Source organism: Aequorivita iocasae (assembly GCF_016757735.1).
In the GTDB taxonomy this organism is placed as follows: Bacteria; Bacteroidota; Bacteroidia; order Flavobacteriales; family Flavobacteriaceae; genus Aequorivita; species Aequorivita iocasae.
Map to the genome: position 1 here is coordinate 1,413,652 of NZ_CP068439.1, position 26,661 is coordinate 1,440,312.

22 protein-coding genes are annotated in these 26,661 nt (G+C 42.7%); 15 read left to right on the forward strand and 7 right to left on the reverse strand.

Annotation, left to right across the window (positions count from 1 at the left end; translation table 11 throughout):
- The first annotated feature begins 3 nt into the window (after positions 1–3).
- From JK629_RS06545 to tsaB, 11 genes are all read left to right on the forward strand, one after another.
- Complete coding sequence (locus tag JK629_RS06545; RefSeq protein WP_202337804.1) at positions 4–627, forward strand: SCO family protein; 624 nt, start codon at positions 4–6, stop codon at positions 625–627.
- 3 nt (positions 628–630) lie between these two features.
- Positions 631–1,158, forward strand: coding sequence for a DUF420 domain-containing protein (locus tag JK629_RS06550; protein ID WP_202337805.1), 528 nt, complete (start codon positions 631–633; stop codon positions 1,156–1,158).
- Between the two features lie 6 nt (positions 1,159–1,164).
- Complete coding sequence (locus JK629_RS06555; RefSeq protein WP_202337806.1) at positions 1,165–1,401, forward strand: hypothetical protein; 237 nt, start codon at positions 1,165–1,167, stop codon at positions 1,399–1,401.
- A 141-nt stretch (positions 1,402–1,542) separates the two neighbouring features.
- On the forward strand, positions 1,543–2,250 hold the full coding sequence (locus JK629_RS06560) for an ABC transporter ATP-binding protein (protein ID WP_202337807.1): 708 nt from the start codon (positions 1,543–1,545) through the stop codon (positions 2,248–2,250).
- A complete protein-coding gene (locus JK629_RS06565) occupies positions 2,243–3,487 on the forward strand; it encodes an ABC transporter permease (protein ID WP_202337808.1) in 1,245 nt (414 codons plus the stop codon). The genes JK629_RS06560 and JK629_RS06565 overlap by 8 nt, the downstream gene beginning before the upstream one ends.
- The gene (locus tag JK629_RS06570) at positions 3,480–4,751 is read left to right on the forward strand and encodes an ABC transporter permease (RefSeq protein ID WP_202337809.1); all 1,272 of its coding nucleotides are present in this window, start codon (positions 3,480–3,482) and stop codon (positions 4,749–4,751) included. Before JK629_RS06565 ends, JK629_RS06570 begins: the two co-directional genes overlap by 8 nt.
- Positions 4,752–4,762: 11 nt before the next feature.
- Entirely contained in the window at positions 4,763–5,182 is a 420-nt protein-coding gene (locus JK629_RS06575; RefSeq protein WP_225626166.1) for a DUF1801 domain-containing protein, read from the forward strand.
- A gap of 52 nt (positions 5,183–5,234) precedes the next feature.
- A complete protein-coding gene (locus JK629_RS06580) occupies positions 5,235–6,404 on the forward strand; it encodes an efflux RND transporter periplasmic adaptor subunit (RefSeq protein WP_202337810.1) in 1,170 nt (389 codons plus the stop codon).
- A gap of 70 nt (positions 6,405–6,474) precedes the next feature.
- A complete protein-coding gene (locus tag JK629_RS06585; RefSeq protein WP_202337811.1) occupies positions 6,475–7,806 on the forward strand; it encodes a TolC family protein in 1,332 nt (443 codons plus the stop codon).
- Between the two features lie 2 nt (positions 7,807–7,808).
- Complete coding sequence (locus tag JK629_RS06590; RefSeq protein WP_202337812.1) at positions 7,809–9,092, forward strand: efflux RND transporter periplasmic adaptor subunit; 1,284 nt, start codon at positions 7,809–7,811, stop codon at positions 9,090–9,092.
- Positions 9,092–9,751 (forward strand): tRNA (adenosine(37)-N6)-threonylcarbamoyltransferase complex dimerization subunit type 1 TsaB, encoded by a 660-nt coding sequence (tsaB, locus tag JK629_RS06595; RefSeq protein ID WP_202337813.1) that lies wholly within the window; start codon positions 9,092–9,094, stop codon positions 9,749–9,751. The genes JK629_RS06590 and tsaB overlap by 1 nt, the downstream gene beginning before the upstream one ends.
- A gap of 8 nt (positions 9,752–9,759) precedes the next feature.
- On the opposite strand, the gene JK629_RS06600 is transcribed toward tsaB, so the two are convergent.
- The 6 genes from JK629_RS06600 to JK629_RS06625 all read right to left on the reverse strand — a co-directional run bounded on the left by JK629_RS06600 (position 9,760) and on the right by JK629_RS06625 (position 15,270).
- On the reverse strand, positions 9,760–10,464 hold the full coding sequence (locus JK629_RS06600) for a hypothetical protein (RefSeq protein ID WP_202337814.1): 705 nt from the start codon (positions 10,462–10,464) through the stop codon (positions 9,760–9,762).
- 58 nt (positions 10,465–10,522) lie between these two features.
- Positions 10,523–11,368, reverse strand: coding sequence for a mechanosensitive ion channel family protein (locus JK629_RS06605; RefSeq protein ID WP_202337815.1), 846 nt, complete (start codon positions 11,366–11,368; stop codon positions 10,523–10,525).
- A 5-nt stretch (positions 11,369–11,373) separates the two neighbouring features.
- Positions 11,374–13,488 (reverse strand): thioredoxin domain-containing protein, encoded by a 2,115-nt coding sequence (locus JK629_RS06610; RefSeq protein WP_202337816.1) that lies wholly within the window; start codon positions 13,486–13,488, stop codon positions 11,374–11,376.
- Between the two features lie 71 nt (positions 13,489–13,559).
- The gene (locus tag JK629_RS06615; protein ID WP_202337817.1) at positions 13,560–13,760 is read right to left on the reverse strand and encodes a dodecin family protein; all 201 of its coding nucleotides are present in this window, start codon (positions 13,758–13,760) and stop codon (positions 13,560–13,562) included.
- Positions 13,761–13,872: 112 nt separating this feature from the next.
- The gene (locus tag JK629_RS06620) at positions 13,873–14,793 is read right to left on the reverse strand and encodes a NifU family protein (protein WP_202337818.1); all 921 of its coding nucleotides are present in this window, start codon (positions 14,791–14,793) and stop codon (positions 13,873–13,875) included.
- A gap of 261 nt (positions 14,794–15,054) precedes the next feature.
- Positions 15,055–15,270, reverse strand: a complete 216-nt coding sequence (locus JK629_RS06625) for a hypothetical protein (protein ID WP_202337819.1) — start codon at positions 15,268–15,270, stop codon at positions 15,055–15,057.
- Between the two features lie 1,606 nt (positions 15,271–16,876).
- Between JK629_RS06625 and JK629_RS06630 the strand changes: the two genes are divergently transcribed.
- Positions 16,877–21,259 (forward strand): T9SS type B sorting domain-containing protein, encoded by a 4,383-nt coding sequence (locus JK629_RS06630; protein ID WP_202337820.1) that lies wholly within the window; start codon positions 16,877–16,879, stop codon positions 21,257–21,259.
- An 8-nt stretch (positions 21,260–21,267) separates the two neighbouring features.
- The gene (locus JK629_RS06635; RefSeq protein WP_202337212.1) at positions 21,268–22,269 is read left to right on the forward strand and encodes a PorP/SprF family type IX secretion system membrane protein; all 1,002 of its coding nucleotides are present in this window, start codon (positions 21,268–21,270) and stop codon (positions 22,267–22,269) included.
- A gap of 72 nt (positions 22,270–22,341) precedes the next feature.
- Here JK629_RS06635 and JK629_RS06640 read toward each other — a convergent pair whose 3' ends face one another.
- On the reverse strand, positions 22,342–23,496 hold the full coding sequence (locus JK629_RS06640; RefSeq protein ID WP_202337821.1) for a vWA domain-containing protein: 1,155 nt from the start codon (positions 23,494–23,496) through the stop codon (positions 22,342–22,344).
- A gap of 304 nt (positions 23,497–23,800) precedes the next feature.
- Here JK629_RS06640 and JK629_RS06645 point away from each other — a divergent pair, with 304 nt between their 5' ends.
- Positions 23,801–25,900, forward strand: a complete 2,100-nt coding sequence (locus JK629_RS06645) for a tetratricopeptide repeat-containing sensor histidine kinase (protein WP_225626170.1) — start codon at positions 23,801–23,803, stop codon at positions 25,898–25,900.
- Positions 25,900–26,631 (forward strand): LytR/AlgR family response regulator transcription factor, encoded by a 732-nt coding sequence (locus JK629_RS06650; RefSeq protein WP_202337823.1) that lies wholly within the window; start codon positions 25,900–25,902, stop codon positions 26,629–26,631. Before JK629_RS06645 ends, JK629_RS06650 begins: the two co-directional genes overlap by 1 nt.
- The last annotated feature ends 30 nt before the right edge of the window (positions 26,632–26,661 follow it).

Consider the following 26,661-nt stretch of genomic DNA (forward strand, 5'->3'; position numbering starts at 1 on the left):
AAAATGAAAAAAAATTATTCCTATATCGGTATTTCGTTTATCATCTTGGTTTTTGGAATTTGGGCGGTGCCTAAAATCATCAACTCCTTTTCAAAACCCAACCTTGAAACAATAGGTTCCGTGCCACAATTCAATTTTACGGACCAAAACGGAAAAACCATCACCAACGATGATTTTAAGGACAAGATATATGTAGTGGAATTTTTCTTCACCACCTGTCCGTCCATCTGTCCTATTATGACGGAGAATATGTTGAAAATCCAAAATGAGTTTTTAGGAAATCCCAAAGTGGGCATTGTTTCATTTTCAATCGACCCAGAGTATGACACGCCCCAAGTTTTAAAGGAATATGCCCAAAATAAAGGGATTACCAAACCCCAATGGCATCTGCTCACTGGACCAAAAGAAGAAATTTTCAAACTTGCCAACGAAGGCTTTAATCTATATGTAGGCGAAGCCCCCGAAATAGAGGGAGGCTTTGAACATTCCGGTTTCTTTGCCCTTGTGGATCAACAAGGAAACATTCGCTCCCGTAAGGATGAAAACGGAAACCCCATCATATACTATGACGGGTTGGAAGATAGAGGAATACAAATGTTGAAAGAAGACATAAAAAAACTTTTATAACCTATGCAAACTTCTCCCCAAACGACAAAAAATTACAATGTGTGGATATGGATACTCTCCATTGCCATTCCCCTAGCTGTTGCCGTTCTTTTTACCGTACGGATTCCCGGAGTGGAACGATTGGGGTTTTTGCCTCCTATTTATGCAACTATTAATGGCCTTACTGCCATCATTTTAGTGGTTGCAGTTTATCAAATAAAAAAAGGAAACCGAAAACTTCACGAACGCCTTATGAAAACCGCTATTGTTTGTTCGGTTTTGTTTTTGGGTATGTATGTGGCCTATCATATGACTTCTGATTCCACCGCCTTTGGTGGTGAAGGAATCATCAAATATGTGTACTATTTTATTCTTTTAACGCATATATTATTGTCCATTGCCGTTATTCCTTTTGTATTGATTACCTATGTTAGGGGCATTTCGGGACAATTTTATAAGCATCGAAAAATTGCACGCATCACCTATCCGCTTTGGTTGTATGTGGCGGTTACAGGGGTAATTGTTTATTTAATGATTTCTCCTTATTATTAATAGACTATGAAACTTAAAATTGCTTATATAATAATTCTTCTTTTTTTGGTGTTCGTACTTCCCGCTGAGGCCCAATGCGCCATGTGCCGGGCCGTTCTTGAAAGTGAGGAAGGTGGTCAAGCCGCCAAAGGCATCAATAACGGAATTGTTTATTTAATGATCTTTCCTTACCTATTAATCGGCGGCATTGGCTATGCTATTTACAGAAGCCGCAAAAAGGCCCGAGAAGAAAAAAAATTATAGTTTTTCGGAAGGAGGTGTAACACCTGTCGCCTATAATAGTCTTATAAATACTTGAGGCCATTAAAGTTTTCCAAGTCTTAACAAGAATTTCACATTTGGAGGGGAATTTCCCCTTTATTTTGTAAATCAACAATTTTCAGGATGATAGAGATTAAAAACCTTCACAAGTCATACCACATGGGTAAAAATTCGCTCCATGTTTTAAAAGGAATAAATTTCACGGTTTCTGAAGGCGAAATGGTTTCAATCATGGGTTCCTCCGGTTCCGGAAAATCTACTTTGCTCAATATTCTCGGTATTCTTGACGAAGCAGATGAAGGCACCTACAACCTGGACGGTACCTTGATTAAAAACTTAAACGAAAAGGTAGCGGCCCGATACCGTAATAAGTTTCTCGGCTTTATCTTTCAATCCTTCAATCTTATCAACTACAAGTCTGCTTTGGAAAACGTGGCGATGCCACTTTATTATCAAGGCGTAAAAAGAAATGTTCGCGTTGAGAAAGCAATGCACTATTTGGAAAAAGTAGGTCTTGCAGACTGGGCTTCCCATCTTCCCAACGAGCTTTCCGGAGGCCAGAAGCAACGTGTGGCAATAGCCCGCGCTTTGGCCAGCGATCCAAAAGTTCTACTGGCAGATGAGCCTACGGGAGCGCTCGACACCAAAACTTCATACGAAGTAATGGAACTCATACAAGGCATTAATGACGAAGGCAAAACAATCTTGATCGTTACCCACGAAGATGATATTGCACATATGACCAAACGTATCGTAAACTTAAAGGATGGAATTATTATTGACGATTCCGTTGTAAACCAAGTTCGGGCAAAAAGCGAAGCCTATGTTTAATATTGAACGCTGGCAGGAAATCTTTGAAGCAATTCAAAAAAACAAGTTGCGAACCTTTTTAACAGGTCTTTCTGTGGCTTCGGGAATTTTTATTTTGGTAATTCTGCTTGCAATCGGTCAAGGAATGTCCAATGGGGTGGCAAAGGAATTTGAAAACGATGCCACTAACCGCATCAGTGTCTGGACAAACGTTACATCTGTAGAATATAAAGGGTTGAATCCCGGTAGAATTATAGAAATGGACAACCGCGACTATGAAATGGCGGTGAACAAAAATAGCGACAAGATTGAACTTAAATCTGGAGTTTATAGCAGATGGGGACAATTGACCACCTATAAAAAGGAAAGCGGCAGCTATAGGGTAGAGGGCGTGCGTGGCGATTACCAGTTTTTGGAAAATGAAACCTTGGTCGTGGGAAGGTACATCAATCAAAACGACTTGAATTCTTTTGAAAAAAATGCCGTGATCGGTAATCAAGTGTATCTCGATCTTTTTAAAGGAAAGGAAGCGCTTGGTGAGTATATAGACATTACAGGAATAAAATTTAAGGTAGTAGGAGTTTATACCGATCCTGGCGGCGAACGTGAAGAAACGCGCATATTCATTCCCCTTACCACAGCACAGCGTGTTTATAATGCTGGCGATAAACTTCGGTCCCTTGCATTTACACTGGAAAAACACGACAAATATGAAGACGCCCTAGCGGCATCTGAAGCCTTTTCGGCAGAATTGGAAGCAGATTTAAAAACAAAGCATTCCATAGCGCCTAACGACGAAAGAGCAGTTAACGTGAACAATACTTTAGAGCACGCAAAACGATTTTACGATCTTAACAATATGATTCGCTGGTTCTTTTGGGGTGTGGGAATATGTACCATTATTGCGGGCGTAGTGGGCGTTAGCAATATCATGCTCATCATTGTAAAAGAGCGTACCAAAGAAATTGGCGTGCGCAAAGCAATTGGTGCTCAACCGTGGTCAATAATTGTAATGATTTTGCACGAATCTATTTTTGTTACCGCAATTGCTGGTTTTGTGGGATTGATTTTCAGTTTGATACTACTTCAACTTGTAGGTCCATTTATTGAAACCGATTATATACGAAACCCATCCGTAGATTTTTCAGTTGCAATTACAACGGTTATTATTCTCGTAGTGGCAGGAGCCATTGCTGGATTTTTCCCTGCATACAGAGCCGCAAATATCAAACCTATAGAAGCTTTGCGTGATGAGTAAACTTTTTAGTAGAGACAGTTGGGCAGAAATAATTGAAGCTCTTAGCAGCAATTGGTTTAGGACCGTTATGACTGCTTTCGGAGTGCTTTGGGGAATTTTCATTCTGGTAATTTTACTCGCTGCTGGCAACGGTTTGGAAAACGGCATTAAACAAGGTTTTAACGGCATGGCCACAAACTCTATGTTTATGTGGGCCCAAACGGCTTCACAGCCTTATAAAGGTTTGCCCAAAGGACGTAGATACAATTTTAAGACAGATGATGTTGATGCCATAAAACAGCAAGTGCCAGGCTTGCGCTTCGTTTCGCCAAGAAATCAATTAGGTGGGTTTCGAGGAAGCAATAATGTAGTCCGTGGACTTCAAACAGGTGCTTTTAATGTTTATGGTGATTATCCCGAAATTATTCAACAACAGCCTATGGATATTACTTCCGGGCGCTTTATAAATTATTCAGATATAAATGAAAAGCGAAAAGTAGCCATTATAGGTAGTGGGGTGCAAAGTGCGCTTTACAACCCAGGAGAAGAAGTAATAGGCTCTTATATTAAAATCAACGGTGTTAATTTTTTAGTCATTGGTACCTATAAAAAGAAAGGGAACAATGGTGATCCCGAAGAAATGCAAAAAGAAATCTACGTGCCGTTCACATCATTTTCGCAAGCGTTCAATATGGGCGATATTGTGGGTTGGATGGCAATAACTGCGCAGGATGATTTTTCCATAACCAATTTAAAAAACCAGATTTTTGATGTTATAAAAACACGTCATTCCATAAATCCAAATGACGATAGGGCTGTTGGTAATTTTGATCTTTATCAAGAATACAGCAAAATAAACGGTCTGTTTACAGCGCTTAACTTTGTAGCATATTTTGTTGGGATTTTGGTACTGCTTTCGGGAATTATTGGTATCAGTAATATTATGTTGATCGTCGTAAAAGAACGAACCAAAGAAATTGGAATTCGCCGTGCTTTGGGTGCAACTCCTTGGAGCATTCGCGCCCAGGTATTGCTTGAATCCATATTTTTGACCATCATTTCAGGGATGGCGGGTATCGTTCTGGCCAGTGGGGTTTTATGGTTAGTTAATTACAAACTCAGCGGAATGGATACAAGTGAAATGATGTTTATAAATCCTTCCGTGAACATAGGTGTAGTATTCATAGCGCTCACAATATTGATAGTTTCAGGCCTTTTGGCGGGATTAATTCCTGCGCAAAACGCAATAAAGGTAAAACCTGTGGAAGCATTAAGAACGGAATAAAGAATACTAAAGTGGAATTAATAAGCGATCCAAAAGTTAAATCAGTTTTTGAGAACTATCCCTCAAAAGTAAAAGCGCAAATGCTTCAACTGCGGCAAATGGTTTTAAAAACTGCTTCTGAAATTGACGGACTTCAAAAACTTGAAGAAACACTGAAATGGGGTGAACCGAGTTATTTAACAAAAAATGGAAGTACAGTGCGGATGGATTGGAAAGAAAAAAATCCCGAGCAGATTGCGGTATATTTCAAATGTACATCCAATTTAGTTCCAACATTTAGAGCAATTTATAAAGATAAATTCAATTTTGAAGGCAATCGGGCTATCGTTTTCAAACTAAAAGATAAAATACCCGTAACAGAATTAAAACATTGCATCGCTTTGGCACTCACATATCATAAAGTAAAACATTTGCCATTGTTGGGTGCATAAAACAAATTAAAGAATCATCAATTTAAGACCATAATTTCAACAATCAAAAAAAATGAAAAAATCAAAAACCATAATCATTCTTGTAACAATAGCAGTATTGTTTGCAGTTTCTATGTATTGGCTCTATTCAAAAAACATTGAAGACCCGGTTGTTTATGAAACTGAAAAACCGGCAATGGGTTCAATTGTGAAAAAAACGGTTGCTACGGGAAGCATTGTTCCGAAGGAAGAAGTATTAATAAAACCGAATATTTCAGGAATTATTGACGAAATTTTTGTGGAAGCTGGTGAAATTGTAAAAGCTGGCGACTTGATTGCAAAAGTGAAAGTAGTTCCAAACGTTTCTTCATTAAATAGTGCCAAAAACAATATAAACAGCGTTCGTACGCAAGTGGAAACTGCACGATTAGCTTTTGAAAATCAAAAGAGCATTTACAATCGCCAAAAAGAATTGTTTGAAAAAGGCGTAATCTCTGCCAATGAATTTGACAATGCCCAATTGGCGTATGACCAAGCACAGCAAAGGCTTAAACAAGAGCAAGTAGGGCTTACTGCGGCAAGTCAAAATTACGATATAGTAAGAACTGGAACCACAAGCGGTATGGGTGCTTCGGCAAATACGGAGATTCGCGCAACGGTTTCAGGCATGGTGCTGGATGTTCCCGTTAAAACAGGAAACCAAGTAATAGAAGCCAACAATTTTAATGATGGAACGACAATCGCTACTTTAGCCGATGTGGACAAAATGATATTTGAAGGAAAAGTTGACGAAAGTGAAGTAGGAAAAATTAAGGAAGGGCTTCCTTTGGAAATAACTGTAGGGGCACTTCCCGACAAGACTTTTGATGCCGTGCTAGATTACATCGCCCCAAAAGGAGTGGACGAAAACGGCGCAATTCAATTTGAAATAAAAGGAACAATGAAAAATTTGGACACTACTTCCACTTTTATTCGCGCAGGCCTGAGCGCAAACGCTTCTATTATTTTGGCCAAGGCAGATGATGTTCTTACCATTAAGGAAGCCTTAGTTCAGTATGACCCCAAAACACAAAAGCCTTTTGTTGAAGTAATGGTGGGCGATCAAAAATTTGAACGCAGAGAGATTGAGTTGGGTGTGAGCGATGGAATAGACGTAGAAATCAAAAGTGGTATTTCCAAAGATGAAAATATTAAGGTTTGGAATCAATTGAAACCAGCTACCGGACCAACCGGTAGGGGTTAATAGTTTAATTTTTTAAAAATTTTGTAACGCAATGGCAATGCAAAAGACTTATTCATCAACAGAAAAACATATGAAGAAGATAGCAATCCCTTTCTTTTTTTTGATACTCAGTATTTCAATTCAAGCCCAGACCAAACAATGGACGTTGCAGGAATGCGTAAACCATGCTTTGGAAAATAATATTTCTGTCAAACAAAGCGAGCTAGATTTAGAGCTTACGGAAGCCGATAAACTTGAGGCAGTTGGTAATTTTTTACCATCTCTAAACGCAAATGCAAGTGCCTCAAAAAATACCGGACTAAGTTTAAATCCCACTAACAATCAATTGGAGAATACTACATTTGGTTCCGCTTCGGCCGCTATAAATGTTGGGCTTACACTATTTGATGGATTGAGAAATGTGCGCCAATTGCAGCGTTCCAAGCTCTCTGAACTTGCAGCACAATACCGTTTGGACAAAATGAAAGACGATATTGCCCTAGCGGTTGCAAATTCCTATTTACAGGTTTTGTTGAACAAGGCAAATTTGGAAGTGGCAAAGTCTCAAAATATTGTAACCTTGGAACAATTGGATAGAACCAATAATCTTGTGGATGCTGGCGTACTTCCTCGTGGAGATCTTTTGGAGATAAAGGCTACAGATGCCGCTGAAAAGCAACGTATTGCTGTTGCCGAAAATACCGTAAAGGTTTCATTAATAAGTCTTGCGCAGTTACTTCTTATTAAGGACTATTCAAATTTTGATATAGCCGATGAAGAGTATGAAATTATTGATGGCGGAATTGCAGATAAGGACGTTTCAGAAATTATTGAAAGTGCAAAACAAACACGTTCAGAAGTAAAAATTGCACAAAAAAATGTGGATTTGGCTAAAAAGGACCTACAGATTTCCCGCGGGGCTTATTATCCAACGCTTTCAGCGTTTTTTGGATATAATACCCGTTATGCTGACAACGATCCCCTAAATCGTGAATTTATAGAGCAACTTTACCTTAATGATGGTATTGGCTATGGGCTTCAACTGAATGTGCCTATTTTTAATGGTTTTACCGCACGCAGTAATGTAAAACGAAATAAAATCAATTTAAAAAACACTGAGTATCAATTGGAGCAAGCCCAACTCGATTTGGAGTCCAATGTCTATCAGGCCTATGTAGATGCAAATGGTGCATTAAAAGCTTACGAAGCGGCAACTGTTGCATTGGAGTCACAGGAGTTGGCGTATCAATATGCCAAAGACAGATATGATGTGGGCCTAACCAACGCATTTGATTTTAGTCAATCAAAATTGCGCTACGATAATGCAAAAATTGAAGAAAACAGAACTAAATTTGAATATATATTTAAATTAAAGGTTTTGGAACTTTATTTTGGAGTTCCGGCCAGCGAATTAAAATTTTAAATATGAAGAAAAAAACACTCATTTGGGTTATTGTTGGAGTCGTATTGCTCATAATTTTTTTGCTGGCGGGTAAAAAGGCTGGTTGGTTCGGAAAATCAGGTGATTTTAAAGAAGTAGAAGTTGCCCAGATTTCTGCAATTGATATTGTTGAAACCGTAGCTGCAACCGGAAAAATACAGCCTGAGATTGAAGTGGCTCTTTCTTCAGAAGTTTCGGGAGAGATTATAGAGCTCCCTGTTAAAGAAGGCCAAACTGTTGAAAAAGGCGATTTATTAGTAAAAATAAACCCAGATCTTATACAGGCTGCCGTGAGTCAATCGCAAGCGGGACTTCAAAACGTTCGTGCACAATATGCACAAGCCCAGGCAAGTGAAAAAAATGCCCGGTTGAATTATGAAAGAAATAAGTCGCTTTTTGAAAAAGGGGTTATCTCAAAATCTGAATGGGACAAATCTGTTGCAGATTACGATATGGCCCAAGCCAATGCAAAGGCTGCTTACTACAACGTTCAAAGTGCTTCGGCAAATGTGAAACAGTCTGTAGATAACCTTTCTAGAACTACTATTTATGCGCCTATGAGCGGAACCATTTCAAAACTTTCTGTTGAATTGGGCGAGAGGGTAGTGGGAACCGCACAAATGGCAGGAACTGAAATTGTGCGCGTTGCAAACCTTCAAAATATGGAGGTAGAAGTAGATGTAAATGAAAATGACATCGTAAAAGTTTCCGTAGGCGATTCTACAATTGTTGAGGTAGATGCTTATTTAAAGCGTGAATTTAGAGGAATTGTGACTGAAATTGCAAACAGTGCCGAGAGCGCCCTTACTGCAGATCAGGTTACTAATTTTAAGGTAAAAGTTCGTATTCTTCCTGAATCATACAAAGATCTTACCGAAGGAAAACCTGAAAGCTTTTCTCCTTTCCGTCCGGGAATGACCGCAACCGTTGATATAATTACGAATAAAAAGAAAAATATAATTGGAGTGCCTATTAGTTCGGTAGTTATAAAAACAGATACTACTGACTCTAAAAAATCCTACATATCCAACGAATCTTCCAGCGCGACAGCTGAAAAATTTGAGGCTGTATATGTTAAAGAAGGGAATGAGGCAAAACTACGCGTTGTAAAGACGGGAATTCAAGACGATTCAAATATTGAAATTATCTCAGGTTTAAAAGAAGGTGAAACTGTAATCACTGGGCCTTACAACACAGTTACAAAATCATTAAAACAGGGAGATAAAGTAGAAATTTCTTCATCTGATAAGGATAAAAAGGATAAATAATGGCAGTTATTTTATGTCTTGAAACTGCAACTACCAATTGCTCCGTAGCAGTCGCGGTTGATGGTGAGGTAAAAGCCATTCGCGAAGAGAACAATCAAAAATTCTCCCACGCCGAAAAACTTCACGTCTTTATTGAAGAAGTTTTGGGCAAAGCTAATATTGATAAAAAAAAGCTTGAAGCAGTTGCCGTAAGTAAGGGGCCGGGCTCTTACACAGGTCTTCGTATTGGCGTCTCGGCCGCAAAGGGATTGTGTTTTGCATTGGATGTTCCCCTGATTTCAACGCCCACCTTAGAGGTTTTGGCACAGCAAGTAAAAACATCTAATAGCCATATTATTCCACTGCTTGATGCCCGAAGGATGGAAGTTTATTCTGCCGTATATAATTCAGATAAAAAGCAAGTACGAGAAACCAAAGCTGAAATTTTAAAGGAAGATTCATTTGCTGACTTTTTGGAAAAAGGGAAAACCATTTTTATTGGTGACGGCGCAGTAAAATTTGAAGCAATTTGCAAACATACAAACGCAGTCTTTCAAAATGATTTGTTTCCTTCTTCAGCCGATATGGCACGATTGGCAGAGGCCAAACACAAAATAAGCGACTTTGAAAATGTCGCTTATTTTGAACCTTTTTATTTAAAGGAATTTATGTTGGGTTAACCCTTTAGCTATAAAAGGGAATCGAAATAGGCAATAGTCTTAATCAAATCTGCTTCTTCATCTAGGTCAATATTGTTCTCTTTTATAAACCTTTTCATTTCGCTTTTTTTGCGGTCCATCATTTTTAAGATTTTCGATTTGCTGTTAGGCATTTCTAAAAAGGTGCCGTTTTGAACCAAATAATAGGTTACTGTCTTTGGGAAAGAAGGAGGCATATCTCTTTCATAACTGGTCTGGGCTTTTTGCGGTTCCCTAAAGGTAGCTTTGGTCTTCTTGTATAAATCGTATGTTTTACCATCGCTTAGCACGTTAAAATATCCGCCCTTATCATTGCTTCCTTCGTAAGGAACAAAAACATAAATATCCCTAAAGATTTTCACAAAAATATCTGGGGACTTAATTAAAGCTCCATAACTTTCATCTGATGGATTGTTTTTGATTTCAATCTCATCAGCATAAGCATTATAGCGCATCGGGACATCATCCTTTATTAGTTGGTCTTCTTGAAAAATTTTTCCCTGCACAAAGTTTGGATTTGCATAAGCTTCATCCTTAATTGCGTCAAATTGCGCTTCTGTAAGGCCAAAGGCTAATGATTTTTGGTTTATATCAATAGTTCGGTCATACACACTGACGTAGTTGCTTTGTCTGGATTGTGAAAACAGTGAAATTGTCATTAAGACAAACGCTGCCGTAAATATTATTCTTTTCATTTTGAATTTTTTAAGTTGTTTTTATAAAAATATGAATTTTTCCTGCAAGTTTAATGCTTTATTTCTTTAAAGTTTCCAAATTAAAATGGTGTACATCGCGCTGTGGAAAAGGTATTGTAATTCCTGCAGCTTCAAGTCGTGCTTTCCCTTCCTCTAAAATTACCCACCGAAGGTTCCAGAAATCTTCATTTTTAGACCAATAACGAACGGTAAGGTTTACAGAGCTATCGCCAAGTTCAGCAACTGCCACCATAGGCATTTTGTCTTCAAGTTTTAAAACAGTTTCCTGCTCCGAAACTAAATTTAAAAGAATGTCCTTGGCTTGTTTTATATTATCATCATAACCTATGCCAAACGTTAGATTTTCACGTCTTATTCCTTCCTCGGTATAATTTATTATGTTGTCGTTGCTCAACTTTCCGTTGGGGATAATAGCGAGTTGGTTCCCAAAGGTGGTCAATTTTGTATTGAAAATAGAGATTTCCTTTACGGTTCCATCTACGCCTTGGGCGCTAATGAAATCGCCCACCCTAAATGGTTTTATTAATAAAATAAGAACGCCGCCCGCAAAATTTGCAAGCGAGCCCTGAAGTGCTAGACCTACGGCAAGGCCCGCCGCACCAATAATAGCAACCAATGAAGCCGACTCGACGCCAAGCTGAGTGATTACCAAGACAAAAAGGACAATTTTAAGCCCCCAATTTAATAGACTCGCAATAAAATTTTCGAGGGTGGGGTCATAATCCTTTTTGTCAAAAAACTTTTTAATGAATCCATTAATGATTTTTATTAGCCAAAGACCAAGAACCAACATTAAAATGGCCCCAATTACACTTGGTAAAAAATCGATTAATTTTTGTCCATACTCTTCTATGTAAATATCCAAGTCTTGAAATTTGTCCATAAAATTTATTCTTTTTTGTTTAATGATTTAATTGCAATTTGTGTATTCTTAACGGGCAGATTGCAAGTGTTGTTTTTGCAAACATAAATAAGTGTTTCGCCGGGAACAAATCTATTTTTAAACAGCGGCCCTTCATTTTCCGCTGTGCTGCCCGCTATAATTGTGTTTGGCAGATAATGGGTATTTAGTTCCTTTATAATTGCTGAAGTATTTTCACCTACAATCACTACTTCATAAAAATCGTTTTTAAAATTCAGCAGCAAGTCCAGCCAGTTTGAAAACCCGCTGGGATACTGCGTGATTTCCCCTGAAACATTTTTGAGCATTTGATGCGCTATTTCTTCAAAATTTGAAACTTCAAAATATTTTGAAAGTTTGAAAAGATTTTTTGCCATTACGGAATTTGATGCTGGAATCACGTTGTCGCGATATTCAAAATTTCGCGAAACAATGGCGGGGTCTTCTTTTGAGGTGAAATAAAACATATTCTTTTTCATATCAAAGAAATTGGCGATGGTATAATCGGCCATTTTTTTTGAAAAATCGAGCCATTTTTCATCCAGGGTTATTTGGTACAAGGCTATAAAGGCTTCAATTGTAAAAGCATAATCTTCTAAAAAACCGTTAATGCTGCTTTTTCCGTCTTTATAGTTGTGAAATAATGCACCATTATCCTCAAGTTGCTTTTGAGAAATAAATTCAGCATTTTTCAGGGCAGCGTCAAAATACTCCTGATTTCCAAAAGCTTTGTAGGCATCTATATAGCCCTTCAGCATCAAAGCGTTCCAAGAAGTTAGGGTTTTATCGTCCAAACGTGGTTTTGGCCTTTTGTTACGGTAATCGAGAATTATTTCTTTCCAACTTTTCTTTTTCTGCTGAAATGCGTCGGAAGTAAGCCCGAATTCCGTTTCAATTTCGGGATCGCTCTTTTTTCTGATAAGTACATAATGGTTATTTTCCCACTTTCCGTAACTGTTTACATTGTAATATTCTTTAAAAATTTTGAAGTCATCTTTTAGTAATTCCTGCAATTCTTCCGAAGTGAAAATATAAAAAGCCCCTTCTTTCAGATTGCCTTTTTCGTCTTTGCTGTCTGCATCGAGAGAGGAATAAAATCCGCCTTCGTTGTTGGTTAATTCTGTTTTGATAAATGCTAATGTTTCTTTAACTATTTCAGCATATAATGGGGTCTTGGTTGCTGCAAAAGCATTGCTATAAAGGCTTACTAATTGGGCATTGTCGTAGAGCATTTTTTCAAAATGGGGCACATGCCATTTTTCATCTGTGCTGTATCTGGAAAAGCCGCCGCCTATTTGATCGTACAGGCCGCCGTAGGCCATTTTATCTAGTGTAAGTGTTACATAATCCAGTAGTTTTTTGTCATCTTCAGTAACAGCCTGCCTTAACAGAAACTCAAGATTGTTGGGTATCATGAATTTTGGCGCTCCATTAAAACCGCCATTTTCTTCATCAAACTGTTGTGACCAATTGGCGACTATTTTTTGTGTGGGAAAATTTTTAAAATCAACTGCATTTTGATTTAGATGGATGAGGTCCATGCTTTTAATTCCCTGTTCCAATCGGTTCGCATAGGCAATTAGTTTTTCGGGCTCTTTTCTGTAAAGCTCTTGAATATGTTCCAAAGCGTTTATCCAGTCATTTTTTCTGAAATAGGTTCCGCCCCAAACGGGTCTTCCATCTGGTAGCGTCACTACGTTTAAGGGCCAACCGGCACTGCCCGTCATTAACTGCACTGCATTAATGTAGGTTTGGTCTACATCAGGCCGTTCTTCACGATCTACTTTTACCGAAATGAAATTATTGTTCATTGCAGCAGCTACCGTACTGTCCTCAAAACTTTCGTTTTCCATCACATGGCACCAGTGGCAGGCCGCATAACCAATACTTACAATCATCAATTTCCTTTCTTCTTTGGCTTGTTGTAGGGTTGTTTCATTCCAAGCTTTCCAATTTACCGGATTGTGTGCATGCTGTAGCAAATAGGGACTGGATTCGTTTATTAATTCGTTGGTGTAACTGTATTTTTTCAAGGGTTTGTTTGTTGAAGAATTGCAACCTAGCAGAATTTGTAAAGCCAAAATCGCAAATACAAGTCGCATAACATAGTTTTCAGAAAAACAAAAATACGCTTTTGAAATGCCAAAAGCGTATTTTTAAAAGTCTTACGTTTCTAATTCACCTCAAAAGTGATTTTTACATTTACGCGAAACTGGGTTATATTATCCCCATTAACCACGCAGGTTTGTTCGTTTATATATGCCGAACGTATGTTTTTCACACTTTTGGAAGCTTCCTTTACTGCATTTCTTGCCGCATCCTCCCAACTTTGGTTGGAATTTGCGAGAACTTCAATTACTTTTAGTACTGCCATAATTTTCTGGTTTTTAGGTTAAAAAAATAGTGAACCTACAAATTACAATTATTAAGTGCTAATTATCAGAAAATTAAGTTAAAACAGCAGTTGCAAAAGTTGTTAAAAATTGCTATCCATTAATGGCGACTACTTGGTTTACTTGGCCGTGGAGCATTTCTTTCAGCATGGTTTCAATCCCGTTTTTTAAAGTAATAGTTGAAGATGGGCATCCACTGCAAGCTCCCTGAAGTATTACTTTCACTGTTTTTGTGTCTTCCTGGAATGAATCGAATAAAATATGCCCGCCATCGCTTGCCACTGCTGGCTTTATATATTCTTCAAGGATGGAAATTATTTCCTTTTCCAGCGCAGAATATTCTTTTTCTGTTTTTTGGGAAGATTTTTTTTCTGAAATACCATGTTCCGTAACATTTGTGGCATTGAGAATTTCATCATTAAGAACAGGTTTGCCGTCCTCAATGAATTTTCTGATGAACTCGCGTAATTCCATAGAAATTTCTTGCCATTCCGCTACATTATATTTCATTACCGAAACATAATTTGCACTGATAAAAATTTCTTTTACAAAAGGAAAACTGAACAGTGCTTTTGCTAATGGCGAATGAACGGCATCATCGATATTTTTAAACTCAAAACTGCCGGTTGCCAAAGGCTTATTTGCCACAAATTTCATCACAGATGGATTAGGGGTGCTTTCAGCGTATATGCTCACGGGGACTTTCTTTGTGGCATTTTGCTCCAAAATTGCGGGCTTGCCCGCATTTAGATATTCCATAATGGAGTCGGCCACTTCTTGCTGCACATCTTCCCAGGCTACAATGTTGTATTTTTCAATGGCGATAAAATTCTGTGAAATATAAACGGTTTTTACAAAGGGAAGATAAAAGAGTTGTTGGGCAAGCGGACTTGGTTTTGCCTCGTCAATATTTTTAAATTCGTAACTAGAAGCGCGGGTTAAAAAGGAATTTGCTGTGAATTTAACAATATTTGGGTTGGAAGTTTTTGAGATTTCTATGTTAAATTGGGACATTTATAAGTTTTTTTTGCAAAAATATAAAAAGAAAAACAATGTATTCAATATATTTGAAACCTTAACAAAACCTTTGACTATATATAAGGTGAAATAAAGTGATTTTAGACTGGGAATGCAAAAATGATTAATTTAAATAATTTTAAATTGTTTTACACGTTAAAGGATTTGATTGGCTTTTTATAGGAATTGTTCCGAATCTATTCATAAAATTTTCTTAATTTCCCCCGATTTTTATGTACTTCGTATTATGATAAACTTTTACTCCTCCCACAAGTTATTTGTCTTATTGGTTTTAATCTTTGGCATTACAAGGGTCAATGCCCAGCTTGCCTGTGCTACCTTGGATGCAGGCCCTGATGTGACTATAGATTGCTCTACGCCCTGTACCGATTTAACAGCTTCTATTATTGGGCTTCCGAATACCAATACAGCTTCATACATAATTGCCGAGCCTGCGTGCCCTTTGCCTCCCATAACCGGGGGCAATCCCTCTAATATTACTATAGATGATAGATGGAGTAATGTTATAAACCTTCCGTTTCAGTTTACCTATTTTCAAAATACCTATAACCAAGTGGTTGTTGCGGCAAATGGGCAGGTAAGTTTTAACCTAGGCCTTGCCGGAAGCTTTAATGGATGGAGTATTGACCCAGGCGATTTGATTCCCAACAATCAACCAAATTTTCCCTTAAATACTATATATGGTGCTTTCCATGATTTAGACCCCTCTATTAATCCTACGGCAGATAAGATTAATTACTTAACTACGGGTACAGCTCCTTACCGTCAGTTTGTAGTCAATTTTAATAATGTTAGTCATTTTGGTTCTTCCTGCACCGGCTTTTTTACAACTCAACAAATAATTCTCTATGAATCCTTAAATGTAATAGAAGTAAATTTAATTGACAAGCCAGCTTGCACCGCATGGAATGATGGCTTAGCTGTGGTGGGTATAATGGGTAATAATTTATCTGAATTTGCAGTACCGCCCGGGCGTAATACAGGAGTTTGGACAGCTACAAATGAAACGTGGCGATTTCTTCCAAATGGTCCTCAAGATCCCAATACAGTATTTGAATGGACCGATCAATTGGGAAATGTAATTGGAAATAACCTAACTGTAAATGTTTGTCCCGCTGCCGGAACGAGCACTTATACTGCTTCAATTTCTTTTCAATTGCCCAATGGAACAACGCATGTTCTTGATGACGATGTGGTTGTTACTAAAACTGGCACCGGAAATATTGTTATCGATTTAGGTCCAGATATAGATAGTTGTAGCACCGCACCTATTCTTCTCGATGCAGATACGGGTGATCCTAATGTAGTATATGAATGGTTTTTAAATGGAAATCCTCTTGGGGCTTTCGGCCCCACTTACACAGTTACTTTTCCTAACTCAGGTATCTATTCCGTTGATGCTTATGACCCGGCTGACCCTGCTTGTGTTGTAAGCGATAGTATTGAAGTAAATTACTACCCCCAACCAATTATAGACAGTCCGCCATTAGATTTATGTGATAATGGTGCTTTAGGAGGAGTTTTCGATCTTACCGTGAATGATGCCATAGTTAGAGGCGCGCAGGATCCAAATTTCCAAATTTCTTATTATAACACTCAACTAGATGCTGAAGGCGGAATTAGCCCAATTGTACCTGCAAATGCTTACCCTATAGTGGGTAGTTGGGAAACTATTTGGGTGCGCATTCAAGAGCCCTCTGGGCTATGTTATGCAGTTGATTCATTTATAATAGGTACCGTAGCGGCTACACAGCCAGCAACACCAACCTATATTTGCGATCAGGATGGTGACGGTCAGGTTACACTAAATTTAAACGCTACGTATAGTGCCAGTATTTTAAATGGCCAAAATCCATTAGATTTTACTGTTACTTATCACGATAATCCAGCAGATGCAGGTACAGGAAATAATCCTTTGCCCACACCTTATACAATTACGGTTAGTCCTATGGCTATGTACGCAAGAGTAGTAAACAACCACATCGCTAACTGTTTTGCTGTTACACAATTTGATATCATCATAGAATCTATTCCTGGTGCTAACACCCCTCCGGATCCTTTGGTTTCGTGCGATCCTGACAGTGACGGGTATACGGAGTTCACCCTCCATGACGCTGATCTTGCCATTACGGGCGGCGATCCTGCCCTCACGGTGACCTACCACTACACGTACCTTGACGCGCAGACGGACGAGAACGAGCTTTTGGACCCGTTCGTGAACATCAACCCTTACGACGACCGTGTCTGGGCGCGCGTGGAGAGCACTACCACCAGCTGCTATGCCATCGTTGAGCTTTTGCTCGAGGTCCGTGACAGCCCTGTCCTGACCGAGCCCACGCCTTACCGTCTCTGCGACGGTGACGGTGACGGTTTCGAGGTTTTCGATCTCAACGCCAAGCGCTCGGAGGTTCTCAACGGTCTGGACCCCCTGCGCTACGACCTTTACTTCTACCAGCAGGAGCAGGACGCGATCGATGCGGGTATGGCTGCCCTTACGGCGCCGGATTTTTCGCTTGCCATCGGCAATCCGGGCTCTTATACCAATGCCACGCCCAATTCCCAGACCATTTACGTGCTGGGGGTGGGCACGGCTGCCAACACCACTCCCAACAACGGTGCCAGCGGCTGCTACGATATCGTGCCGCTTCAGCTTATCGTGGACCCTGCGCCCACGGCCGTCGAGCCGGCGGACTACCGTCTTTGCGACGACGAGCTCAACGGTAGCACGCCCACGGACCAGATAAGCACCTTCGACCTTACCACGCGTGACCTTGAGGTCTCGGGCGGGGTTCCCGGTCTTTTGGTTACGTGGTTCGAGACCCCTGCCGACGAGGCGGCGGACCTCCCCATCGCGGTCCCGGGCGCCTACCAGAACATATCCAATGCCCAGACGGTGGTGGCCCGTCTCTCGAACGGTTTCGGCTGCAGGGATCTCGTGACCCTGACCCTGGTAGTGGAATCGTTGCCCACCCCGGCGCAGCCGGAGCCCTTGGAGCTTTGCGACCAGGGGGGCGGTTTTGCCGAGTTCGACCTTAGCCTGCGTACCGCTGAGATCATCAACGGGGAGCCCGGGGTAGTGGTCCGGTACTTTCCGGAGCGTGCGCTGGCGGAGGCCGGTGGCCCCGGTGAGATCATCGCGCCCTTCCTCTACACGAACGACGACCCCTTCAGCGACTCCGTATGGGCACGCGTGGAGAACGTGAGCACGGACTGCTATGCCCTCGTGGAGCTGCAGCTCATCGTGGTCCCGTTGCCCGATGCCCCGGACGCGACCTTTATGGACCCGTACCTGGTGTGCGACCTTGACGGCGACGGCCAGGCCATCTTCGATCTGACGGCCCAGGACGCATCGGTCTATGGGGCCCAGGATCCCGGGGACTTTCTTCCCGTTACCTATTATACGGACCTTGTGGCCGCCCAGGCCGGGGCCAACCCTATCGATCCCGCCGGTGCCTTCCCGAGCGCGGGCCAGCCCATCTGGGTGCGCCTGGAGAGCGCGGTCACGGGCTGCGTGCGCATCACGGAGTTCCAGCTCGAGGTAGGCGCCTTCCCCGTCCACGGGAGCCCGCTCGACCTGGAGGCCTGCGACGACGAGCTCAACGGGAGCACCGGTGACGACGGCGTCTCGACCTTCGACCTTACGCAGAACACCCCGCTGATATTGGGCGGCGACCCGACCCTTACGGTGCTGTACTATGCCAGCCAGGGTGACCTGGACAACGATATCCCGATCGCGGCCCCGGGCGCCTACCAGAACGTGGTGGTCCCGCAGCAGGAGATCTTCGTGTCGATCGCCGGTCAGAACAGCTGCCGGGCGGCCGAGAGCTTTTTTATTACCGTCCTTCCCAACCCGGAGCCCGTGCAGCCCTCGCCCCTGTTCGGCTGCGATGTGGACAATGACGGCATTACCCAGTTTGATCTCGACAGCAAGATTGCCGAGATACAGGGCGGGGACCCGACCCTGGCGGTCACCTTCCACGAGACGCGTCTGGACGCTGTGAACGGCCAGTACGCCTTGACGAGCCCCTACCAGAACATCGTGCTCTTCAACCAGACATTGTATGTACGGGCTGCCTTTGCCGCACCGCCGGCGGGCACGGGCTGCTACACGGTCCTTGAGATGGAGCTTGTGGTGGCGCAGAGCCCCGAGCTGCCGCAGGACCTGCCGGACCTTACCGCCTGTGACCAGGGCGGCTTCCATGAGTTCAACCTCCGCGAGAACGAGGACCTGGTCCTGGGCGGCCAGGACCCGGACGATTTTACGGTTACCTACCACTTGAGCCGGGCTGACGCCGAGGCCGGCACGCCGTTCATCGCGCAGCCCGAGAGCTATACCAACACCTCCAACCCGCAGACCATCTGGGTGCGGCTGGCCGATACCGCCTCGGGCTGCTACAAGGTGGGCAGTTTTGACCTGGTGGTCACCGAGGGCCTCCCGATAACCGATCCCGAGCCCTGGGCCAAGTGCGATGACCTGGGCGTTCCCTTTGACGGCACCGCCCTTTTCGACCTTACCTCGCGCAATGCGGAGATCACCAACGGGGTGCTCACCCAGGGCGTGCACTACTTTGAGACGGAGCAGGACGCGCAGGAGGGCCAGAACCCGATCGACCCCGATACGGCCTATGCGAACACCTCGAACCCGCAGGTGCTCTACGTGCGCGTGGAGGACAGCAACAGCGGCTGTATCGCCTATACCACCCTTACCATCAGCGTGGTGGCCAACCCGAGCCCCGTCGCCCCGGACCCGATCGAACTGTGCGACGTGACGGTGATCGTGCCCCCGGGCCCCTACGATGAGACCGAGCTTTTCGACCTGACGGTTCGGGAGGCGCAGATACTCAACGGGAACGGCTGGACGCTTGGCTACTATGAGAGCTACGACGACGCCGTCAACCAGAACGCGGAGATTGTCGCGCCGGAGCTCACCGCGTACCAGAACACCTCCAATCCCCAGACCATTTATGTGCGGACCACCAATGCCGCCTCGCTCTGTTTTGAGATCGTGGAGCTGGAGCTGATCGTCAACCCCTTGCCCGACGATACCGCCGTGGTGTCGCCGTACATACTCTGCGCGCCGGACGATAGCGAGATCGGGGTCTTCAACCTGGAGACCAAGGTCGGGGAGATCCTGGGCGGACAGCCGCAGCCGCCTTTCGCGGTAAGCTTCTACCTGGACCCGGCGGATGCGGAGAGCGGGGATAATGCGATCGTGAATACGACCGCCCACCAGAACAAGGACGCCAACAATGACCCGATCAACCCGCAGCTTATCTATACGGGCATATTGAACACTGAGACGGGCTGCTACATCGGTGGGCTCCAGAGCTTTGAGCTCATTGTCCAGCGGGGTGCGGTCGCGGTCGCGCCGGCGGAGCCCTTCGTGATCTGTGACAACGTGGCCCCCAGCGACGGTTTTGCCGAGTTCGACCTTGGCGATCTCTCCAGCCAGCAGGTATCGGACCTTCGCGCCGGGATCCTGGCGGGCCAGGATCCGGCGGTCTATGAGATCACCTTCCATGAGACGGTGGGGTCTGCAGAGGCGGGGGCTCCCGCCATCGCTTTCCCCTATACGAACATCATCAACCCGCAGCGCATCTATGCGCGGGTGACCAATACGGCCAACCCCTTCTCGCCCCAGTGCTATGCGGTGGCGGAGGTCATCCTTAAGGTGGAGCAGCTGCCCGAGGTCCTGCTTGAGGGCGAATACCGCCTTTGCGTGGACGAGAACGGGAACCCCATTGCCGAGGAAGAGGGGAGCCCGTCCCCCCCCGTGATCGATACGGGCCTTGACCCGGCCCTGTATTCCTTCGTTTGGGAGCTCGACGGTATGATCCTCGTGGGCGAGAACGGCCCTTCCATCATAGCGCTGCAGGGAGGTGCCTATACGGTTTCCTATACCGAGCTGGCGACGGGCTGTGAGGGCACTGCCGGTACGACCGTCACCGTTTCCTCGCCGCCGTTCACCTACGGGGCGAGCCTGTTGAACGGCGCCTTTGCGGGGAACCATATCATTGAGGCCACGGCCACGGGCGACGGCACCTATGTGTACCAACTGGACGACGGGCCCTTCCAGGACAGCAACATCTTTGAGAACGTGGACCCCGGGGCGCACACCATAACGATCAAGGACATCTATGGCTGCGGCAGCGTTACCCTGGAGGTCGGCGTGATAGATTACCCGCCCTATTTTACCCCGAACGCGGACGGCTATCACGACACCTGGAACATAATCGGCATCGCCACGGGCGATCCCGCCGCCAGGATCTATATCTTTGACCGTTTCGGGAAACTGCTGAAACAGCTGAGCCCGCTGGGCCCGGGATGGGACGGCACCTATGGCGGCAGCTTGATGCCCTCGAGCGATTACTGGTTCCGTGTGGAATACACCGAGGATGGCGCCGCCAAGGAATTCAAAGGACACTTTACCCTAAAACGATAACAGTAATTATGAGCATAAAACGAATCCCCCTTATCCTACTTTTGTTAACCTCGCTTTATGGATTTTCCCAGGATGGCATTCCGGTATATTCCGACTATCTTTCGGATAATTTGTATCTGCTGCATCCGTCAATGGCTGGTGCCGCAACGCACAATCAGTTGCGCTTAACGGCTAGGCAGCAGTGGTTCGATCAAGATGAAGCCCCAAACCTGCAGACGGTGAGCTTTAACGCAAGGCTTGGGCAACGGTCGGGCGTAGGGGCTATATTCTATAATGACCAAAACGGTTATCATTCACAGACTGGGGGTTACCTAACGTATGCCCACCATATTATGTTTTCAAGAAGCGAGGCGGACCTTAACCAATTGTCGTTCGGCCTGAGCGCCGGGCTCACCCAATCGCGCTTGGACGAGACCAATTTTGACCTTTCGGATTTCGACCCGGTGATCGGCGGCATCATACAGAGCACCTCCTATTTTAATGTGGACGCGGGCCTTTCGTACAACTTCCTGGATTTTTCGGGGCATTTTACGGTGAAGAACATCATATTCCAGAATAGGTCGATCTATACTGAAAAATATGAGCCAAACAACCAGCGCAAATACTTGGTTTCCGCTGCATACGCAATCGGCGGATACGGCGCGGACTGGAGCTACGAGCCCTCGTTCCTCTTCCAGTGGGCGGAGCGTACCGGCGAGCAGGCCGTGGACGTGAACTTCAAGGCCTATAGGGCGATGGACTTCGGCCAGCTGTGGGGGGGCTTATCGTACAGAAGAAGCTTGGATGGCGCCGAGTACCTAAACGGCGAAGAGGTAAAGGCGCAGAAGCTGCAGTGGTTCACGCCCATCCTGGGGGTGAACTACAAGAACTTTATGTTCGCCTATACCTATTCGTACCAGGCTGGAAACGTAAGGTTCGAGAGCGGCGGCTTCCACCAGATCACCCTGGGGTACGACTTCCTGGGGGGAAGGCCCGAGCCATACGATTGCAACTGTCCCGCCATTAATTAAGAAAAACATAATTAAAATTGAAATGCCTGAAACTTAATTAAAAGTATCAGGCATTTTTTATTTCTAAGAAAACTATTCCCAGGTATATTTCTTTTTTTTGGCTTGCTTTTTAATAGCTTGCACCATTGCACTTTCCAAACCGTTGTTTGTTTCTTTTGTGGTTTCGGCAATGTATTTTCGGCGTTGCTCGTTCAGTTTCATTATTTTATTTTGAATTTTTTCTCTTTCCAAACGTTTTGCTTCAAGATATTTTTTTATTTCGGATGAAGTTTTCCCTTTTAATTCCTGCGGTAATTCTTCTTTCTTTAATTTTTCATAGCTGAAGTCGGCTTCCTTTTCAGCGTCTACCAAATCCCAAGTGCTGTTGGTATATAAATGGCTTCCTTTTGATACTGTCCTGCTCACTGCATTTTCCTTGCTATATTCTGCGGCATTGGCATCTTGTTCTTCCTGGATTCGGCTTTTGTCTTTTCCTTTACTTCCATAAGGCACATAGGTGTTGTTGAGCTTTAAATTTAGTTGAATAATAATGTCGTCGTATGGCGAAGGTACATATACTGTATGCTGGTTTTGGTTTATCGCCATATAATCTCCGTAAGTAAGTTGAGCCCCATCTTTCCAATGGCTATCAATTCCGTGTGTGTAATCGCCACAAAAAATAGTATTAACAATTACCCCCTTCTCCTTGGCAATCGTAGCGGCATCTTTATAATTTATATTTCCTTGTGTAAAGGGCTCATTTCCGGCTATAAAAACCATTTTTAAATCGTCGTCTTCATTGCCCCAATCAAGTTTGCTCAACGATTCTTGGATTACGGCCCCACAATATTCGCTACCGCCATTGGTGGTTAAAGAAAAAAGTTCTTTTGAAACATCATCCAAGTCTTCCGTAAAACTTAAAATTTTGCGAATGTAATTGTCCCGCGAACTCAAATTATCGTTGCCGTATTCGTACAACGCTATCAGAAGTTTGGGACGCTCGTTTCGGCATTTGGCATAGCTCAACTCGTTTACAATTTCCCAAAGCTGTGCCTTGGCTTGGTCTATCAATCCGTCCATGCTATTGCTGGTATCCAAGAGTAAGGCCACTTTAATATAATGTTCTTTTTTAACGGGTTGTGTTTCTACGGTTGCCAAAAGTTGCTGTTCCGGCTTTTTGTTTTCGGCTTTGCAAGAAATGTTCATCGTAAAGGCCGCGAAGATTAAAATGATCTGTAACATTTTCATAATTGTTTTTTTAATGATTTTATAACGATATAAACCTAGAGCAAACTTTTACCACAAAAAAGCAACTATTAGGAAGCGGCTATTCTTATTTGGTGAAAAGTAGTTATGGGTGAGTGAAGTATTCTTTTTTATGTTGTGCGGAAGCTATTTCAGAAAAACGTAATTTTAGGCATTGCCGCAAAGTGCGTATGTTTACCGTTTTAATACTGAAATGAAAAACCTTCTTTTTCTTCTTTTGATTGCTATTTTTTGTTCCACTGAAAGCTTTTCACAGGTTAAGCGGCAATCGGAAAACAGGCCTTTTATGTTAAAAGGCGAAGTGATTGACGGCGAAACAAATATGCCAATTTCAAAAGTAAATGTGGAAATTTTAGGGGGGCAATATACCACAACAAACATGTCGGGACGGTTTTCTATTTCAGCAAAAATTGGTGACGAGTTGGTAATAAAAAGTGATGATTTTGTCACCGTTTATTACACTGTCTTAAAAGATGATTTTATAACCGTACGGGTAGAAAAAGCAAAAGGCGAGAGCGAACCGGTGGTGGCTAAAAGCCCCAAATCTACTACACAGGCAGATTTCAGCGTGTATTTGGACTCTGCAAAATTCTTTCTAAAAAAAGATGCACAGAAAAGTATTGAGTACGTAACCCGCGCCTTGGAACCCAGACGTAATAAAACAATCACAAAAAAGGAAAACAGCCAGGCTTTTGAAACGCTGGGCGATATAAATCTTTTTTGGAACCAACCCGATCTGGCGGTTGATAATTACAAAAGAAGCTTACAAAATCTGCCGAGTACGGACGTTTCAATTAAATTGGCAAAAGCATTTGCGCAGAATAAAAATTATCAGGAAAGCATTTCAGCATTTCAGAATTTATTGAAAGGCAATCTTTCGGCTTATCAAAAAGTGGAAGTTTACGAAGGTCTGGGCGATACCTATAAAGCCATTGGCGATGGCGTGAAAAGTGTTTTCAATTATCAAAAAGCATTGGACGCAGCTAAAGAAAACAATATCAGCCCGAAAATTACAAACCTGAATTCCAAAATAGGTGAAGCCTATGCACAAAGCGGGGCATTGAACGAAGCGGAAGAATATTTTGATAATTCCCTGAAACTTGCAAAAAGAGAAAACAAACAACGCGCGGTTTCCGAAAAAAACAAAGTTGCTGATTTTTACAACCAAAACCGGGAATATGAGAAGGAAATCCAACTGCGTGAAGAAACCCTGCAAGAATTAAATACCATGGGAAACGGTGCTTCAACTGAGGACGAAGCGCTCACTCCACAACGCCAAAACTATAAAATTGCAAATGCTTTTGTAGCTCAGGAAAAATATCAACAGGCTATTCCATATCTTGAAAAAAGTATTGCAGAAGCGGATAAACAAGAAGATTTGGTAGTTCAAAAAGATGCGACCCGAAAGCTTTCTGAAATCTATCGGGATATTGGCGAGTTTGACAAAGCCACAGAAAGTTATCAGCGTTACGTAGAAGTAGTAGATGAACTCTACGTTAAAAAGGAACAGGAAATTAGCCAAGCGGCACGTTTCAGTAAAGAAATTACACAAAAACAGAATCGTATTGCCAGCCTCGAAAACGATCGTAAACTAAACGAAAGCCGCTATAAACTAGCTTTTGAAAACCAAGAATTGATTGAAAGAAATAGCCAAATTCAAAAATGGGTTATCGGATCTTTGATTGTTATCGTTCTTCTTTTAATTTTTGCTGCCTACGCACAGTATAAAAATGTGAAACAGCAAAAATTTGCCAATAATATTTTGGCACTGAAATCACTCAGATCACAAATGAACCCGCATTTTATCTTTAATGCGCTTAATTCCGTGAACAGCTTTATTTCGGTAAATGACGAGCGTACCGCCAATAAATATTTGACCGATTTTTCACTATTGATGCGTTCGGTTTTGGAAAACAGCGAAGAGGATTTTATTCCGTTGGAAAAGGAAATTGAACTGCTGGAGCTTTATGTGAAGCTGGAACATTTTAGGTTTAAGGATAAATTTGACTATAAAATTTCTGTGGACGAAAACATACAAATGAATGAATTTGTAATTCCGCCCATGTTGCTTCAGCCATACGTAGAAAATGCCGTGTGGCACGGACTTCGCTACAAGGAGGAGAAAGGTTTGTTGGAAATAAACTTTCAGCAAATAGATTCCGAAACCATAAAAATATCCATTATTGATGATGGTATCGGCCGCACGAAATCTGGAGCGTTTAAAACCGAAAACCAAAAGAAGCAAAAATCAAAAGGAATGGGAAATACCCAAAAACGGATTGCTATTTTGAATGAAATGTACAAAGACAAAGTAGATGTGAAAGTTGAAAATGTTTTTGAAAATAATGAAGGAACCAGAGTGGAACTTATATTAAAGAAAGATTGATGAAACTGAACGCAATAATCGTAGAAGACGAAGAAACAAGCCGAGAAATCCTAAGGAATTATTTGGCAAAATACTGCCCTAATATTGTCTTGAAAGGTGAGGCTGCAAACGTAGATGATGCTTTGGTTTTAATTCGAAACAACAACTTGGATGTTGTTTTCCTCGATGTGGAAATGCCCTACGGAAATGCGTTTGATTTGCTGGACAAAGTTGGCGACCGCCAGTTTGAAACAGTTTTTGTAACCGCCTACAATCATTATGCAATGGATGCGCTTAATGCCCATGCGTCTTATTATCTGTTGAAACCAATTTCCATCGATAAGTTAATTGAAGCAGTTGATTATGTACAGGAAATTAAAGAAAGGGAAAACACGCTTCAGAATTCAATTTTAAAGCCGCTACAAACGCAAATAGCCGGAAAGATGACCATTCCACTACAAAACGGTTTTGAAGTGCTGCAAATGGAAGATATACTCTACTGCCAGGCAGATGACAATTATACACAGATCTATTTGAAGAAAGGAAAGCGATTGGTGAGCAAAACATTGAAGTATTTTGAAGATTCACTTTCGGAAAGCGGTTTTGCCCGCGTTCATAAATCCTATCTGGTGAATGTGAACGAAATTACCGAATACAAAAAAGGAAAGGGTGGGAGCGTGGTGCTTTCCAGTGGAAAGGAAATAATGGTGAGCCCTTCCCGAAAGAAGGATTTGCTGGCTTATTTCGGATAGAAGTTAAAAGCTAAAAGTTGAAAGAATTTA

What these genes read in the sequence shown, in the direction of transcription:
- JK629_RS06545 (WP_202337804.1), top strand. Translation starts at nt 4, where the DNA reads ATGAAAAAAAATTATTCCTATATCGGTATTTCGTTTATCATCTTGGTT.
- JK629_RS06550 (WP_202337805.1), top strand. Translation starts at nt 631, where the DNA reads ATGCAAACTTCTCCCCAAACGACAAAAAATTACAATGTGTGGATATGG.
- JK629_RS06555 (WP_202337806.1), top strand. Translation starts at nt 1,165, where the DNA reads ATGAAACTTAAAATTGCTTATATAATAATTCTTCTTTTTTTGGTGTTC.
- JK629_RS06560 (WP_202337807.1), top strand. Translation starts at nt 1,543, where the DNA reads ATGATAGAGATTAAAAACCTTCACAAGTCATACCACATGGGTAAAAAT.
- JK629_RS06565 (WP_202337808.1), top strand. Translation starts at nt 2,243, where the DNA reads ATGTTTAATATTGAACGCTGGCAGGAAATCTTTGAAGCAATTCAAAAA.
- JK629_RS06570 (WP_202337809.1), top strand. Translation starts at nt 3,480, where the DNA reads ATGAGTAAACTTTTTAGTAGAGACAGTTGGGCAGAAATAATTGAAGCT.
- JK629_RS06580 (WP_202337810.1), top strand. Translation starts at nt 5,235, where the DNA reads ATGAAAAAATCAAAAACCATAATCATTCTTGTAACAATAGCAGTATTG.
- JK629_RS06585 (WP_202337811.1), top strand. Translation starts at nt 6,475, where the DNA reads ATGAAGAAGATAGCAATCCCTTTCTTTTTTTTGATACTCAGTATTTCA.
- JK629_RS06590 (WP_202337812.1), top strand. Translation starts at nt 7,809, where the DNA reads ATGAAGAAAAAAACACTCATTTGGGTTATTGTTGGAGTCGTATTGCTC.
- tsaB (WP_202337813.1), top strand. Translation starts at nt 9,092, where the DNA reads ATGGCAGTTATTTTATGTCTTGAAACTGCAACTACCAATTGCTCCGTA.
- JK629_RS06600 (WP_202337814.1), bottom strand. Translation starts at nt 10,464, where the DNA reads ATGAAAAGAATAATATTTACGGCAGCGTTTGTCTTAATGACAATTTCA.
- JK629_RS06605 (WP_202337815.1), bottom strand. Translation starts at nt 11,368, where the DNA reads ATGGACAAATTTCAAGACTTGGATATTTACATAGAAGAGTATGGACAA.
- JK629_RS06610 (WP_202337816.1), bottom strand. Translation starts at nt 13,488, where the DNA reads ATGCGACTTGTATTTGCGATTTTGGCTTTACAAATTCTGCTAGGTTGC.
- JK629_RS06615 (WP_202337817.1), bottom strand. Translation starts at nt 13,760, where the DNA reads ATGGCAGTACTAAAAGTAATTGAAGTTCTCGCAAATTCCAACCAAAGT.
- JK629_RS06620 (WP_202337818.1), bottom strand. Translation starts at nt 14,793, where the DNA reads ATGTCCCAATTTAACATAGAAATCTCAAAAACTTCCAACCCAAATATT.
- JK629_RS06625 (WP_202337819.1), bottom strand. Translation starts at nt 15,270, where the DNA reads ATGGGAGGCAAAGGGCACGCAGGCTCGGCAATTATGTATGAAGCTGTA.
- JK629_RS06635 (WP_202337212.1), top strand. Translation starts at nt 21,268, where the DNA reads ATGAGCATAAAACGAATCCCCCTTATCCTACTTTTGTTAACCTCGCTT.
- JK629_RS06640 (WP_202337821.1), bottom strand. Translation starts at nt 23,496, where the DNA reads ATGAAAATGTTACAGATCATTTTAATCTTCGCGGCCTTTACGATGAAC.
- JK629_RS06645 (WP_225626170.1), top strand. Translation starts at nt 23,801, where the DNA reads ATGTTAAAAGGCGAAGTGATTGACGGCGAAACAAATATGCCAATTTCA.
- JK629_RS06650 (WP_202337823.1), top strand. Translation starts at nt 25,900, where the DNA reads ATGAAACTGAACGCAATAATCGTAGAAGACGAAGAAACAAGCCGAGAA.